General features: G+C 71.8%; 13 protein-coding genes. 8 read left to right on the top strand and 5 right to left on the bottom strand.

Annotation, left to right across the window (positions count from 1 at the left end; all coding sequences use genetic code 11):
* Positions 1 to 125 precede the first annotated feature (125 nt).
* The 6 genes from O7612_RS08990 (at position 126) to rny (ending at position 7,552) form a co-directional block, all read left to right on the top strand.
* Positions 126 to 824, top strand: a complete 699-nt coding sequence (locus O7612_RS08990; protein WP_282272167.1) for a UdgX family uracil-DNA binding protein — start codon at positions 126 to 128, stop codon at positions 822 to 824.
* A 196-nt stretch (positions 825 to 1,020) separates the two neighbouring features.
* Positions 1,021 to 2,490, top strand: coding sequence for an MFS transporter (locus O7612_RS08995; RefSeq protein ID WP_282272169.1), 1,470 nt, complete (start codon positions 1,021 to 1,023; stop codon positions 2,488 to 2,490).
* A gap of 4 nt (positions 2,491 to 2,494) precedes the next feature.
* Positions 2,495 to 2,695 (top strand): DUF3046 domain-containing protein, encoded by a 201-nt coding sequence (locus O7612_RS09000; protein WP_282272171.1) that lies wholly within the window; start codon positions 2,495 to 2,497, stop codon positions 2,693 to 2,695.
* 184 nt (positions 2,696 to 2,879) lie between these two features.
* The gene (recA, locus tag O7612_RS09005) at positions 2,880 to 3,926 is read left to right on the top strand and encodes a recombinase RecA (RefSeq protein ID WP_067315772.1); all 1,047 of its coding nucleotides are present in this window, start codon (positions 2,880 to 2,882) and stop codon (positions 3,924 to 3,926) included.
* Positions 3,927 to 3,940: 14 nt separating this feature from the next.
* Positions 3,941 to 4,684 (top strand): regulatory protein RecX, encoded by a 744-nt coding sequence (locus tag O7612_RS09010; RefSeq protein ID WP_282272173.1) that lies wholly within the window; start codon positions 3,941 to 3,943, stop codon positions 4,682 to 4,684.
* Positions 4,685 to 5,785: 1,101 nt separating this feature from the next.
* Positions 5,786 to 7,552: a ribonuclease Y gene (rny, locus tag O7612_RS09015; protein WP_282272175.1), complete on the top strand. Its 1,767-nt coding sequence runs from the start codon at positions 5,786 to 5,788 to the stop codon at positions 7,550 to 7,552.
* A 96-nt stretch (positions 7,553 to 7,648) separates the two neighbouring features.
* On the opposite strand, the gene O7612_RS09020 is transcribed toward rny, so the two are convergent.
* From O7612_RS09020 to O7612_RS09035, 4 genes are read right to left on the bottom strand one after another with little or no spacing between them, the layout of a single operon-like run.
* Positions 7,649 to 8,629 carry an amino acid ABC transporter permease gene (locus tag O7612_RS09020; protein WP_282272176.1) on the bottom strand — a complete coding sequence of 327 codons (981 nt, stop codon included), beginning with the start codon at positions 8,627 to 8,629 and terminating at the stop codon, positions 7,649 to 7,651.
* Complete coding sequence (locus O7612_RS09025; protein WP_282272177.1) at positions 8,626 to 9,333, bottom strand: amino acid ABC transporter permease; 708 nt, start codon at positions 9,331 to 9,333, stop codon at positions 8,626 to 8,628. Before O7612_RS09025 ends, O7612_RS09020 begins: the two co-directional genes overlap by 4 nt.
* 39 nt (positions 9,334 to 9,372) lie before the next feature.
* A complete protein-coding gene (locus O7612_RS09030) occupies positions 9,373 to 10,251 on the bottom strand; it encodes a glutamate ABC transporter substrate-binding protein (protein WP_282272179.1) in 879 nt (292 codons plus the stop codon).
* Positions 10,252 to 10,308: 57 nt separating this feature from the next.
* Positions 10,309 to 11,064, bottom strand: coding sequence for an amino acid ABC transporter ATP-binding protein (locus O7612_RS09035; RefSeq protein ID WP_282272181.1), 756 nt, complete (start codon positions 11,062 to 11,064; stop codon positions 10,309 to 10,311).
* 196 nt (positions 11,065 to 11,260) lie between these two features.
* On the opposite strand from O7612_RS09035, the gene selD reads away from it, so the two are divergent.
* Positions 11,261 to 12,250, top strand: a complete 990-nt coding sequence (gene selD, locus O7612_RS09040) for a selenide, water dikinase SelD (RefSeq protein WP_282272183.1) — start codon at positions 11,261 to 11,263, stop codon at positions 12,248 to 12,250.
* Positions 12,251 to 12,603: 353 nt separating this feature from the next.
* Positions 12,604 to 13,083 carry a hypothetical protein gene (locus O7612_RS09045; RefSeq protein WP_282272184.1) on the top strand — a complete coding sequence of 160 codons (480 nt, stop codon included), beginning with the start codon at positions 12,604 to 12,606 and terminating at the stop codon, positions 13,081 to 13,083.
* Between the two features lie 119 nt (positions 13,084 to 13,202).
* Here the strand turns inward: O7612_RS09045 and O7612_RS09050 are convergent, their stop codons facing one another.
* Positions 13,203 to 13,430 (bottom strand): DUF2277 family protein, encoded by a 228-nt coding sequence (locus O7612_RS09050; RefSeq protein WP_282272185.1) that lies wholly within the window; start codon positions 13,428 to 13,430, stop codon positions 13,203 to 13,205.
* Positions 13,431 to 13,478: the final 48 nt, after the last annotated feature.

The following is a 13,478-nucleotide window of genomic DNA, read 5'->3' on the forward strand; positions in this document are numbered from 1 at the left end:
ACCGGTAGCTGGTTGAACCCGCCTTCCCGATGGCTAGGTGATTCGGCTGAGCGGGGCGCTACCGGGGACGGAGGACCGGCGGGTCCGTCGCGGGTGCTCCCGTGGGAACGGGTAGAACATTCGCCATGGCCGAGCAGACCGATCCACCCGGTGCCCAGCAGTTCATCCCGCCGCAGGCCGGCACGCTGGCCGAGCTGCGGACCGCCGCCGCCGGCTGTCGGGGCTGTGAGCTGCACCGGGACGCCACCCAGACCGTCTTCGGCCGGGGCGACGAACACGCCCGGGTGGTCTTCGTCGGTGAGCAACCCGGCGACCTGGAGGACCAGCACGGGCTGCCCTTCGTCGGCCCCGCCGGTCGGCTGCTGCGCCGGGCGGTCGACGACGCCGGCCTCGACCCGGCCCACCTCTACATCACCAACGCGGTGAAGCACTTCCGGCACGAGCTGCGCGGCCGACGGCGGATCCACCAGACCCCGGACCGGGTGCACATCGTCGCCTGCCGGCCGTGGCTGGTCGCCGAGTTCGCCCGGCTCCGCCCCGAGCTGGTGGTGGTGCTCGGCGCGACGGCGGCGAAGGCCCTGCTCGGCCCGGCCTTCCGGGTCACCCGCCAGCGCGGCGAGCTGCTGCCCTGGCCGGCCGCCGCCGAGCACCCGGCGGATTTCACCCGGGTGCCGGTGGACGCCGGTACGGTCGCCGCCGCGCCCGCCGCCCGCCTGCTGGCCACCATCCACCCGTCGGCGGTGCTGCGCGCCGACAACCAGGACGTCGCGTACCGGGGGCTGGTCGACGACCTCACCGTGGCCGCCCGTGCCCTGACCGGCTGACCGGCGCCCGTGCCCTGACCGGCTGACCGGCGCCCGTGCCCTGACCGGCTGACCGGCGCCCGTGCCCTGACCGGCTGACCGGCGCCCGTGCCCTGACCGGCTGACCGGCGCCCGTGCCCTGACCGGCTGACCGGCGTCCGCGCCGATGGTCGACCGGGTCATACCCCCGTGCGGACGGCGGGCCGGTTGCGCGAGGATGGGCTCCCCGAACCAGGAGTCTGCGATGACCGTCGACCTGCGTGTGCCCACCCGGCCCGATGTCGCCCCGATCCAGCGGCGCACGCTGCGACTGCTCATCGCCACCCAGATCATCGGGGGGATCGGGGTGGCCATCGGGATCTCCGTCGGCGCGTTGCTGGCGGCCCGGGTCGCCGGTGTCGCGGTGGCCGGGCTGGCACAGAGCTGCGGCGTGGTCGGCGCGGCGCTGCTCGCCGTACCGGTCACCCGGATCATGAACGGGCACGGGCGTCGTCCGGGGCTGGTGGTGGCGTACCTGGTCGGGGCGGTCGGGGCGGCGCTGGTGGTGCTCGCCACGGTCACCGGCGGGGTGCCGCTGCTCTTCCTCGGGATGCTGCTGTTCGGCGGTGGCACGGCGGCCAACCTCCAGGCCCGTTACACGGCGGTGGACCTCGCCGAACCCGCCCGCCGGGGCCGTCAGCTCTCGCTGGTCGTCTGGGCCACCACCATCGGCTCGGTGGCGGCACCCAACTTCGCCGCGCTCGCCGACGGGGTGACCCGGGGTTGGGGGCTGCCGTCGTTGGCCGGCCCGTTCGCGTTCAGCGCCGTCGCGTTCGGTCTGGCGGCGGTCGTACTGCTGCTGCTGTTGCGGCCCGACCCGCTGCTCACCGCGCGGCGGCTCGCGGCGGCCGAGGCCGGGACACGGCCGGCGGGTGACGGCGGGACGCCGCTGGTGGCCGACGCTGGGACGCCGCTGGTGGCCGACGCTGGGACGCCGCTGGTGGCCGACGCTGGGACGTCGCCGGTGGCCGACGCCGGGACGTCGCCGGTGGCCGGGGCCGCTCCGGCGGCGACGAAGACCACGCCGGTGGCGCGGGGGGCCGGCATGTGGGCGGCCTGGCGGGTGGTGCGTGGCCGTCCGGCCGCCCGGCTGGGCATCGCCGCCGTCGCGGTCGGCCACCTGGTGATGGTCGCGGTGATGGCGATGACCCCGGTACGCCTCGGCGAGTCGCACTCCGACGCGGACGTGCTGCGGGTCGTCGGCATCGTGCTGAGCGTGCACATCGCCGGCATGTACGCCCTCTCCCCGGTGGTCGGGTGGCTCACCGACCGGCTGGGCCGTCGGGCGGTGATCCTCGGCGGCGTGGGCATGCTGCTGGCCGCGTGCGCGGTGGCCGGCACGGCCGGACACCACACGCCACGCCTCTCGATCGGCCTGGCCCTGCTCGGCCTCGGCTGGTCGGCGACCATGGTGGCCGGCTCGACGCTGCTGTCCGAGGCGGTGCCGGCCGGGGTGCGTCCCAGCGTGCAGGGGCTGTCCGACCTGACCATGGGGTTGGCCGGGGCGGGCGCGGCGGCGGCCAGCGGGTTTGTCATGCGGGTGGTGGGTTATCCGACGCTCACCCTGTTGGCGGCGATCGCGGTGCTGCCGCTGCTGGCGCTAGCGTTGCGTCGGGTGCCGTCGACGGCATCCGTGGAGGAGGAGTGATCACGTGCGGCTGACCGACTTCTGGACCCGGCTGGACGAGGCGTTCGGGCCGGGTTACGCGGCCAGCATCGCCAGCGACCAGGTGCTCTCCCAGCTCGACGGACGGACCATCGAGCAGGCTCTCGCGGCCGGTGAGCAGACCCACGTCGTGTGGCGGGCGGTGGTCGCGGCGTATCCCGACCGGGTGCCCGTACGGCTACGCTGAGCTGCCGATCCGGCACTTCCGTGTGTCGCTTGCCGTCTCGTACACCTGTTCGGCTATTGTCCACAGCGGGGTGCTCGTCCACAGCTCGCGGCCCGTCGGCTGGTTTTCTGTCGGACCCAGCGCCTAGCGTGTCCGCGTGACGCGAAGCTCAGGAAAGACGCCGGCGAAGGCAGGAGTGGCAAACATGGCCGCAGGGCCCGACCGGGAGAAGGCACTCGACCTTGCTCTCGCTCAGATCGACAAGCAGTTCGGCAAGGGGTCGGTGATGCGGCTGGGCGAGCGCCCGGTCGTCCAGACCTCGGTCATCCCGACCGGCTCCATCGCGCTCGACGTGGCGCTCGGGGTGGGTGGCCTGCCCCGGGGCCGGGTCGTCGAGATCTACGGCCCCGAGTCCAGCGGTAAGACCACGGTCGCCCTGCACGCGGTGGCCAACGCCCAGCGGGCCGGCGGCATCGCCGCCTTCGTCGACGCCGAGCACGCGCTCGACCCCGACTACGCCAAGGCGCTCGGCGTCGACACCGACGCCCTGCTGGTCTCCCAGCCGGACACCGGCGAGCAGGCGCTGGAGATCACCGACATGCTGGTCCGCTCCGGCGCGATCGACATCATCGTGATCGACTCGGTGGCGGCCCTGGTGCCGCGCGCCGAGATCGAGGGCGAGATGGGCGACAGCCACGTCGGTCTCCAGGCCCGGCTGATGAGCCAGGCGCTCCGGAAGATCACCGGCGTGCTCAACAACACCGGCACCACGGCGATCTTCATCAACCAGCTCCGCGAGAAGATCGGCGTCATGTTCGGCTCGCCCGAGACGACCACCGGTGGTCGGGCGCTGAAGTTCTACGCCTCGGTCCGGCTCGACGTGCGCCGCATCGAGAGCCTCAAGGACGGCACCGACGTGGTCGGTAACCGCACCCGGGTCAAGGTCGTCAAGAACAAGGTCGCCGCGCCGTTCAAGCAGGCCGAGTTCGACATCATGTACGGCAAGGGCATCTCCCGCGAGGGCTCGCTGATCGACGTCGGCGTCGAGCAGTCGATCATCCGTAAGTCCGGTGCCTGGTACACCTACGACGGTGACCAGCTCGGCCAGGGCAAGGAGAAGGCCCGGGAGTTCATGAAGGAGAACCCGGACGTGGCCGCCGAGATCGAGAAGAAGATCCTGGAGAAGCTCGGCGTGGGGGTCGGTGCGGGTGACGCCGCCGGTGGCCCTGAGCTGCCGCCGGTCGACTTCTGACCGGCCGCGGTCGGATGGCAGGACGACGCGCCCGCACGGGGCGGGGTTGGGACGCCGCCCCTCCCCGCGCGGGAGCTGACGACACCACTCCCGGCCCCCGCCCGGGCGCTGACGACACCACTCCCGGCCCCCGCCCGGGCGCTGACGACACCACTCCCGGCCCTCGCCGGGGTCGCCGGGGGCGGTCCGACCCGGCCGCGCCGACGTCCGGTGAGTCGACGCCTCGTGACGAGAGCGAGGTGGCCCGGGAGATCTGCCTGCGGCAGCTCGCGCTGCGTCCGCGTACCCGGGCCGAGTTGGCCGGGGTGCTGGCGAAGAAGGGCATCTCCGCGGAGGTGTCCGCCGGGGTGCTCGACCGCTACGACGAGGTCGGCATCATCGACGACGCGGCCTTCGCGCGGGCCTGGGTCTCCAGCCGGCACAACGGCCGCGGGCTGGCCCGCCGGGCGCTCGCCAACGAGCTGCGCCAGCGTGGCGTGGACGGCGAGGTGGCCAGCGAGGCCCTCGACGAGTTGGACGAGGAGACCGAGGCGCAGACCGCCCGCGCCCTGGTCGACCGGAAGCTGCGGACCGCCCGGGGTGAGCCGGACGCGGTGTTCCGCCGGCTGGTCGGCATGCTCGCCCGCAAGGGCTACCCGCCCGGGGTGGCGATCCGGGCGGTGAAGGACGCGCTCGCCGCGCAGAGCGCCGAGGCTGCCGAGTTCGCCGAGCAGATCGACGCCGACGCGCTGGCCGACGCCGAGGGCGAGCGGGGCTGACCGGTGCAGCTCGACGCCGGTGCCGGTGCCGGGGGCGAGCGGGGCTGACCGGTGCAGATCGACGCCGACGTGCTGGCCGGTACCTCCCGGACGGTGGCCCGCCCTCCGACACTGCCACCCTGGCGTCACACGCCCGTGCCCTGGGCGTCACCTGACCCCTGCGTACCGCCACCCGCCTGGACCTGCGCCCTGGGCGTCACCTGACTGACCCCGCGCGTATCCGCACCTGCGTAGCCTCCCTTGCCGTTCCGCCTACTCCCACATCCCGCAAGATCGTGCTCGAACCTGGTTGTAGCGGTATCCGTCGTTTCGGAGGCCACTGCAACCAGGAAACAGTGCGATCTTGCGGCGTGGGGTGTGGGCGCTGGTCCGGAGGGCGGCCCCGGTCCGGACAGCAAGCGGAGTGGAGAGACGCCCGGGTGTGGAGGGCCGCAGGCGCCGGAGGTGAACAGCGGCCGGAGGACGGCCGATGGGCGTATGAAACGGGAGTTTTGTGGAGTGGTGTCCGGACTTGCATCACCAGTGGGTGACGTCCCCGACTCTCTCCGTTCGGGTGGTTTGATCATGAGTTCTTGACCGAACGGCCTTCCTCGACCTAGCCTCGCCATACAGGCTCACTTTGCCCGACCAGCGCAGGCTAAGCGCACAACATAGATCTCGTAACAGAACCGCATCACTTTGGCCAGCTCCACCGGCCTTGACGGTCGCTCCGGACAGCCGGTCCGGAGCCGACCCGACAACTGCACCCGGCTGTCGGCGATGCCCCCTGGGCACCGCCGACGGAGAGCTATCCCTACGGCCAGCCGCTCGGTCGGGCGTCCAGAGCCGCAGAGGTGCGTGCCCTTCGGCACGGTTCCCCTGCGGCGTAGACGTTTGGGGAGGCGCGACCATGGTGGGTCGGCACAGGGACCGGGGGTCTCCAGGAGGCGGTGGCGGGCGCGGACGCGGCCCGGGAACTGCCGGTGGTGCTGCTCCACCCCGACCGGGTCGTCGCTGCCGGGCCGACGCCGCCCGGCCATCCGTCACCGTGCCGCCCGGCGGGCCGGGACAGCCCACCGGGGCGGTGCGGTGCCCTGTCGGCGCTGCTGACGGGACGCCGGCATGAGCACCTTCGACGTGGTGCTCCTGGTCGTCGTCGGACTCCTCGCCCTGGTCGTGGTCGGTGCCGTCCTGGTCGGCGTACGCGCGTTGCGTCGCATCAGCGTCGCACCCGCCCCGGAGGACCCCGCCTTCATCGCCGAGAAGGACCGCCAGGAACAGTCGCTGGCCGCGTTGCGGACCGCCGCCGACGAGGTGAACAGCACCATCGACGTGGCGAAGTCCGCCGCCTCCGCGGCCCGCGCCGAGGCGGCCGGGGCCAAGGCGGAGGCGAAGTCGGCCCGTGCGGAGGCCCGCCGGGTGCTCGACGACGCCCGTGCCGAGGCGGACACCGTCCTGGAACGGGCACACAAACAGGCCGAGGCGGACGCCGAGCAGTTGCGGGCCAGCGCCCGGCGCAGCGGCGAGCGCGAGGTGGCGGTGCTCGCCGCGACGACGCGGGAGCAGGCGGCCGAGGTGGAACGCCGGGCCGCCCGGATGGACGAGCGGGAGCGGCTGCACACCGAGGAGGTGGAGCGGCTGGCCGAACGCGAGCGTCAGCTCACCGCCGCCAGTGCCGCGTTGGCCGAGCGGGAGGCGGTGGTCAGCGCCCGGGAGGCCGCGCTGACCGTGGCGGAGGAACAGCGCCGCCGGGAACTGGAACGCGTCGCCGGGCTGACCGCCGAGTCGGCCCGCGCGGAGCTGATCGAGGCGATCGAGACCCAGGCGAAGCGGGAGGCGGCGCTGCTGGTCCGGGACATCGAGTCCGACGCCCGCAGCACCGCCGAGCAGCGTGCCCGGCACATCGTGGTGGACGCCATCCAGCGGGTGGCCAGCGAGCAGACCGCGGAGAGCGTGGTCAGCGTCCTGCACCTGCCGGGGGACGAGATGAAGGGGCGGATCATCGGCCGGGAGGGGCGCAACATCCGCGCCTTCGAGTCGGTGACCGGGGTCAACCTGATCATCGACGACACCCCGGAGGCGGTGCTGCTGTCCTGCTTCGACCCGGTGCGCCGCGAGGTCGGCCGGCTCACCCTGGAGAAGCTGGTCCTCGACGGGCGGATCCACCCGCACCGGATCGAGGAGGTGCACGACCTGGCCCGGCAGGAGGTGGAGGAGCTGTGCCACCGGGCCGCCGAGGACGCCCTGGTGGAGGTGGGCATCACCGAGATCCACCCCGAGCTGGTCACCCTGCTCGGCCGGCTGCGCTACCGCACGTCGTACGGGCAGAACGTGCTCAAGCACCTGGTGGAGACCGCGCACATCGCCGGGATCATGGCCGCCGAGCTGCGGCTGGACGTACCGACGATCAAGCGGTCGGCGTTCCTGCACGACATCGGCAAGGCGCTCACCCACGAGGTGGAGGGCAGCCACGCCATCATCGGCGCGGACCTGGCCCGCAAGTACGGCGAGAGCGAGGACGTGGTGCACGCCATCGAGGCGCACCACAACGAGGTGCCGCCGCAGACCATCGAGGCGGTCCTCACCCAGGCGTCCGACGCCTGCTCTGGCGGGCGGCCGGGGGCCCGGCGGGAGAGCCTGGAGGCGTACGTCAAGCGGCTGGAACGGATCGAGGAGATCGCGGCCGGCAAGCTCGGCGTGGAGAAGGTCTTCGCCATGCAGGCGGGCCGGGAGATCCGGGTGATGGTCAAGCCGGACGACGTCGACGACATCGGCGCGGCGGTCCTCGCCCGGGACGTGGCCAAGCAGATCGAGGAGGAGCTGACCTACCCGGGGCAGATCCGGGTGACCGTGGTCCGCGAGTCCCGGGTCACCGAGATCGCCCGCTGACCGGTGCGGGGCTGGAAGACACGACGAGCGCCGACGACCGTACGAGGTGACGAGGGCCGGTCCGGAGTTCCGGACCGGCCCTCGTGCCGTGCAGGATCAGTTACCGACCGCGCCGCCTCCGCCGCCCCCGGCCTGGGAGACGAGCGCGGTGGCCGGGGCCTGCGGGGCCGGGGTGCCGGCCGACTTGCGGCCCCGGGAGAGCCGTCGCTGGACGAACTGGGCCAGCTTGGACAGCGAGTAGTTGACCAGGATGAAGAGGGCGGCGATCACCACGTAGACCTGGATCGGGTTGTCCAGCACGCCGATGATCTGCTTACCGATGTTGAGGGTTTCCTCGTAGCTGATGATGAAGCCCAGCGAGGTGTCCTTGAGCACCACGACGAGCTGGCTGATCAGCGCCGGCAGCATGATCCGGAACGCCTGGGGCAGCAGGATCATCCGGGTGGTCTGGGCGGGGGAGAGGCCGATCGCGGCGGCGGCCTCGGCCTGCCCGCCGGGCAGCCCTTCCATGCCGGAGCGGAGGATCTCGGCGATGACCACGGAGTTGTAGACGGTCAGGCCGATGACCAGGTACCAGAGCGTGTCGAAGGAGATGCCGAACTCGGGGAAGCCCCGGGCCACGAAGAAGATGGTGAGCACCACCGGCAGGCCCCGGAACACCTCGACGCAGACCCGGGTGACCGCCGAGAGGGTGACGCTGAGCCCGCGCAGCAGGTAGGACACCGGAGTGGCCATGCCGGTGAAACGTCGCCGGGTCAGGCTCTTGAGCTGGATCCGGAGCACCGCGAGCAGGGTGCCGACCACCAGCGAGGCGACGATGGCCAGCGCGGCGGCGGTCAGGGTGTTCTTCAGGCCGAGGCCGATCCGGTCCCACACCTGGGAGAAATTCTCGTTGGAGGGGTCGACCAGCGGCCCCCACAGCTCCATCGAGAACTGGCCCTTGTCGTCCAGTGGACGGTAGATCAGGAAGTACGCGCCGACTGCCAGCAGCACGGTGGCGACGATGCTGCTGATCAGGGTGATCCGCCGCTGGCGCGGGCCGGGGACGTCGTACAGGACGCTGGTCTGCTGACTCATCGGGCCACCGCCTGTCGCTTCTCCAGCCGGTCGAGCAGCGCGCCGAGCGGCACAGTCATGATCAGGTAGCCGATCGAGATGCCGATGGCGACCGGGATGAACGCGTAGCCCTCGGCGGAGGTGAGCTGGTCGGCGCTCTGGGAGAGGTCGCCCACCACGCCGAAGAAGCCGATCAGCGCGGAGTTCTTGATCATCGCGATGATCACCGAACCGAGCGGCACGACCGAGGCCTTCCAGGACTGCGGCAGCACGACGTGCCGCAGGTTCTGGCCGAAGGTCAGGCCGAGCGAGCGGGCCGCCTCGGCCTGGCCGGGGGGCACCGCGTTGACCCCGGACCGCAGCGCCTCGCAGACGAACGCGGCGGTGTAGAGCACCAGGGCGATCAGCGCGAACCGGAAGTACGGCAGGTCGGTACCGAGCCGGGTGAACAGCGAGTCCAGCACCGGGATCCGCAGGAAGTCGGCATTGGAGCCGAGCGCCGGCAGGCCGAAGGCGGCGAAGAACATCACCACGGTCAGCGGCATGTTCCGGAAGATGTTCACGTAGGCGGTGCCGACGGCGCGCAGCGGCGGCACCGGCGAGATGCGCAGCACCGCCATGACGGCGCCCAGGACCAGGGCGCCGAACGCGGCGAGGACGCAGATCTGGAGGGTGAGCCAGAAACCACCCGCAAAGACGTCGAACTTGTCGATGAGCACACTCACGGGCCGGTGTTCCTCCCCACCCTCCAGATCGAGGTCAGATCAGTAACGGTTGACGGTGGGCGCGCTGCCCAGCTCCGCGCCGAACTTGCCGGCGGTGTCGTCCCACGCCTTCTTCCAGCTGCCGTCGTTGAACGCCTTCTCCAGCGTGTCGTTGACGAAGTTGCGGAAGTCGTTGTCCTCCTTCTTCACCCCGATGCCGTACGGCTCCTTGGTGAAGTTCTCGCCGGCCAGCTTGAACGACGCCTCGTCCTTGGCGATGTAGCCGAGCAGGATCACGTTGTCCGTGGTGACGGCGTCGACCTGGCCGCCCTTGAGGGCGTCACGGCACTTGTCGTACGTGTCGAAGAGCACCAGCTGGGTGCCGACGTCCTTGACGTACTTCTTGATCTCCTCGGCCGGGGTGGACCCGGTCACCGAGCAGACCTTCTTGGCGCCGTCCTTGAACGAGTCCGGGCCGGTGATGGTGGTGTCGTCCTTCTTGACCAGGATGTTCTGGCCGGCCTCGTAGTACGGCCCCGCGAAGGCGATCCGCTCCTTGCGCTTGTCGTTGATCGTGTAGGTGGCCGCGACCAGGTCGACGGTGCCGTTGACGATGACGTCCTCACGGACCTTCGACGGCGTCTCGACGTACTCGATCTTGTCCTCGGGGATGCCCAGCTCCTTGACGATGAGCTTGGCCACCTCGACGTCGAAGCCCTCCGGCTTGCCCGACAGGCCCTTCTGGCCGAAGCCGGGCTGGTCGAACTTGGTGCCGATCTTGATCTTCTGCGCCTTGTTGAGCTTCTCCATGGTGCTGCCGGCGGCGAAGGACTTGCTGCCGGAACCGGTGCCCTCGTCGGCGTCGTCGCCACCGCAGGCGGCCAGACCGAGCGCCAGAGTAGCCGCCGCGGCGACTGCCGCCACGCGCTTCATACGCATACTGATCTCCTTCTTCGTCGGAATGCACCGGGAACCGGCGCGCTCCACTACGGACGCCTAGTGCGTGAGGATCTTGGAGAGGAAGTCCCGGGCCCGCTCGCTGCGCGGGTTGGCGAAGAACTCCGCCGGCGGGGCGTCCTCGACGAGCTGCCCGTCGGCCATGAAGATGACCCGGTTGGCGGCGTGCCGGGCGAAGCCCATCTCGTGGGTCACCACCACCATCGTCATGCCCTCGCTCGCCAGCGAGGTCATCACGTCCAGCACCTCGCCGACCATCTCCGGGTCGAGCGCGCTGGTCGGCTCGTCGAAGAGCATCGCCTTGGGCTGCATGGCCAGCGCGCGGGCGATGGCCGCCCGCTGCTGCTGGCCGCCGGAGAGCTGGGCCGGGTACTTGTCGGCCTGGTTGGCGATGCCCACCCGGTCGAGCAGGGCCAGGCCGCGCTCGCGGGCGGCGGCCGGCTTCTCCTTGCGGACCTTGATCGGCCCGAGGGTGACGTTCTCCAGGATGGTCTTGTGGGCGAAGAGGTTGAACGACTGGAACACCATGCCGACCTCGCTGCGCAGCTTCGCCAGCGCCCGGCCCTCGGCCGGCAGCGGCTGCCCGTCGAAGGTGATCGTCCCGTCGTTGATCGGTTCCAGCCGGTTGATCGTCCGGCAGAGTGTCGACTTGCCGGAGCCGGACGGCCCGATCACCACGACGACCTCACCCTTGCCGACGGAGAGTGACACGTTGTCCAGCACGTGCAGCGGGCCGAACCACTTGTTGACCCCGTCCAGCACGATCAGCGGTTCGCCGGTCGTCACGTCGTCCACCGTCCCTGTCGTCGTACCGGAAACCGGGGGCGCTCCACCCCCGGTTGGGCCACTGTAGGCGGGGCGACGTGGCGGAACGCAACTCCACGGGTCACGGAGAGGTAACACCGGTGCCGGCTGGGTGCCGACGTCCGAATTCCGCCTTCTGTCGGGCCGTCGGGTGGCGGGCCGGCCGACGGGCGGAGAGCATGGGGGGATGACCGACCGGGTCCGCCTGACCGAGTACGCGCGTGGTGGCGGCTGCGCCTGCAAGATCCCGCCGGGTGAGCTGGAGGCGATGGTCGCCGGGCTCGGCCCGGCCACCGGCAGCGCCGAGCTGCTGGTCGGCCTGGACCACGGCGACGACGCCGCGGTGGTCCGGCTGGACGAGCGGACCGGCCTGGTCACCACGGCCGACTTCTTCACCCCGGTCGTGGACGACGCCTACGACTGGGGGCGGATCGCCGCCGCGAACGCCCTGTCGGACGTGTACGCCATGGGCGGCACCCCGCTGGTCGCCATCAACCTGCTCTGCTGGCCCCGGGACGTCCTGCCGCTGGAACTGGCCCGGGAGGTGCTGCGTGGCGGTCAGGACGTGGCCCGGGAGGCCGGTTGCCACCTGGCCGGCGGGCACAGCGTCGACGACGACGGCCCGAAGTACGGGCTGGCCGTGACCGGGCTGGTCCGCCCGGAGGAGCTGATCACCCTGGACGCCGGCCGGGCCGGGCTGCCGCTGTCGCTGACCAAGCCGCTCGGCGTCGGGGTGCTCAACACCCGGCACAAGGCCACCGGCGAGGTCTCCGCCGAGGCGGTGGCGTCGATGACCACGCTGAACCGGGACGCCGCCCGTGCCGCCGTCGCGGCCGGTGTCCGCTGCGGCACCGACGTGACCGGTTTCGGGCTGCTCGGGCACGCCTCGAAGCTGGCCCGGGCGAGCGGGCTGACGGTGGCGATCGACGCCGCCCGGGTGCCCTACCTCCCCGGTGCCCGGGAGGCGGTCCGGGACGGGCACGTCAGCGGCGGCACCCGGCGCAACCTGGACTGGGTGCGCCCGTGGACCGACTTCGGGTCGACCGGTGAGGCGGACCGCCTGCTGCTGGCCGACGCGCAGACCTCCGGTGGACTGCTGCTGGCCGGTGAGGTGCCCGGTGGCACGGTGGTCGGCGAGCTGCTGCCCCGGGGTGGGTCGATGGTCGTGGTCCGCTGACGCCCGATGCGGCGGGCGTACGGCGGCGCCGCCCGCATCGGGCTGGCCTGGGTCGGGCTGGCCTGGGTCGGGCTGATCCTTGTCGGGCTGATCCGTGTCGGGCTGGCCCGGGCCGGACTGGCTCGCATCGGGCTGCCCTGGGTCGGGCTGCCCTGGGTCGGGCTGCCCGGGCTGGGCACGGTACCCGATAAACTGTCATCTTCCGGCCACTCCCCGCAATGGCACCCTAGGAAATTTTGCCCGGAATGGTCACAGACCGGTAACTTGCCCCCGGCTGGGGGCAAATGCCCCGCACCATCGTCAGTAAGGCCCGATCCGGAGGCCGGTGGGAACTAACGCAGCGAGGAGGCGGCATGACCGAGCTGTGGAACTGGAGAATCGACCGGGCCGAACCGGTGACGGTCTACCCGGCCCTGGCCGAGGCGCTCGGCCGGGTGGTGATGCCGCTGGCGGTGGCGGACCCGGGCCGGCTGCCCAGGCACGCGGTGATCTGCGACGTCTGGCAGGCCCCGGGGGAGTTCGGCACCGTCGTCGACTGTTACGGCGTACCGGAGTCGCGGCACGAGCTGAGCACGGTCGCCGCGCTGGCCCGGCTGCTCGACCGGGACTGCCTGCTCACCGACGACACCCTCGACGCCGGTCGGCACCTGCTGGTCGCGCCGGACGGCACGATCCGGCCGGTGCACTTCGAGGTGACCGAGACCGACGACGGCGAGATGCTGTCCGCCCGCCGGCTCTGCACCCTGGCACACCCGGCCTGCCGGGGCTGGTCGCGGTGCCGTGGCTCGCGCTGGGCACCCGACTCGGTCAACCCAGCCCTCGCCGCCGCCTAACCCCCCACCCCCCACCCCCCCACCCCGTCGATCATGGAGTTGTGGCGCTTGCAGAACGGGTCAAATCAGTCTGATCCGTCCACCACAACTCCATGATCGACAGGAGCGTGGGGTGGGGGTCAGGGGGTGGGGGTGGGGCGGGTGCTCCGGACCTGCAACTGGTCCAGCAGGGTCGCGGTGGCGGCGGTCACCGCGCTGACCGCCGCCTCGAACGCCGCCGCGTTGTGCGCGGCCGGGGCGCGGAAGCCGGACACCTTCCGGACGTACTGCAACGCCGCCGCCTCGATGTCGGCGGGCGTCACCGCCGGCACGTACGGCTCACGCAGGGTCTTGATGCTCCGGCACACGGCTCCTCCTTGTTCGGGTCTTCCCGGTCGGCCCGGTTCGGTCGGCCC

The sequence above is a fragment of the Micromonospora sp. WMMD987 genome, from assembly GCF_029581435.1.
Taxonomy (GTDB): Bacteria; Actinomycetota; Actinomycetes; order Mycobacteriales; family Micromonosporaceae; genus Micromonospora; species Micromonospora rifamycinica.

Excerpts from the sequence above, each read along its gene's own strand:
- recA (WP_067315772.1), top strand. The coding sequence starts at position 2,880 with ATGGCCGCAGGGCCCGACCGGGAGAAGGCACTCGACCTTGCTCTCGCT.
- O7612_RS09010 (WP_282272173.1), top strand. The coding sequence starts at position 3,941 with ATGGCAGGACGACGCGCCCGCACGGGGCGGGGTTGGGACGCCGCCCCT.
- rny (WP_282272175.1), top strand. The coding sequence starts at position 5,786 with ATGAGCACCTTCGACGTGGTGCTCCTGGTCGTCGTCGGACTCCTCGCC.
- selD (WP_282272183.1), top strand. The coding sequence starts at position 11,261 with ATGACCGACCGGGTCCGCCTGACCGAGTACGCGCGTGGTGGCGGCTGC.
- O7612_RS08995 (WP_282272169.1), top strand. The coding sequence starts at position 1,021 with ATGGGCTCCCCGAACCAGGAGTCTGCGATGACCGTCGACCTGCGTGTG.
- O7612_RS09030 (WP_282272179.1), bottom strand. The coding sequence starts at position 10,251 with ATGCGTATGAAGCGCGTGGCGGCAGTCGCCGCGGCGGCTACTCTGGCG.
- O7612_RS09045 (WP_282272184.1), top strand. The coding sequence starts at position 12,604 with ATGACCGAGCTGTGGAACTGGAGAATCGACCGGGCCGAACCGGTGACG.
- O7612_RS09020 (WP_282272176.1), bottom strand. The coding sequence starts at position 8,629 with ATGAGTCAGCAGACCAGCGTCCTGTACGACGTCCCCGGCCCGCGCCAG.
- O7612_RS08990 (WP_282272167.1), top strand. The coding sequence starts at position 126 with ATGGCCGAGCAGACCGATCCACCCGGTGCCCAGCAGTTCATCCCGCCG.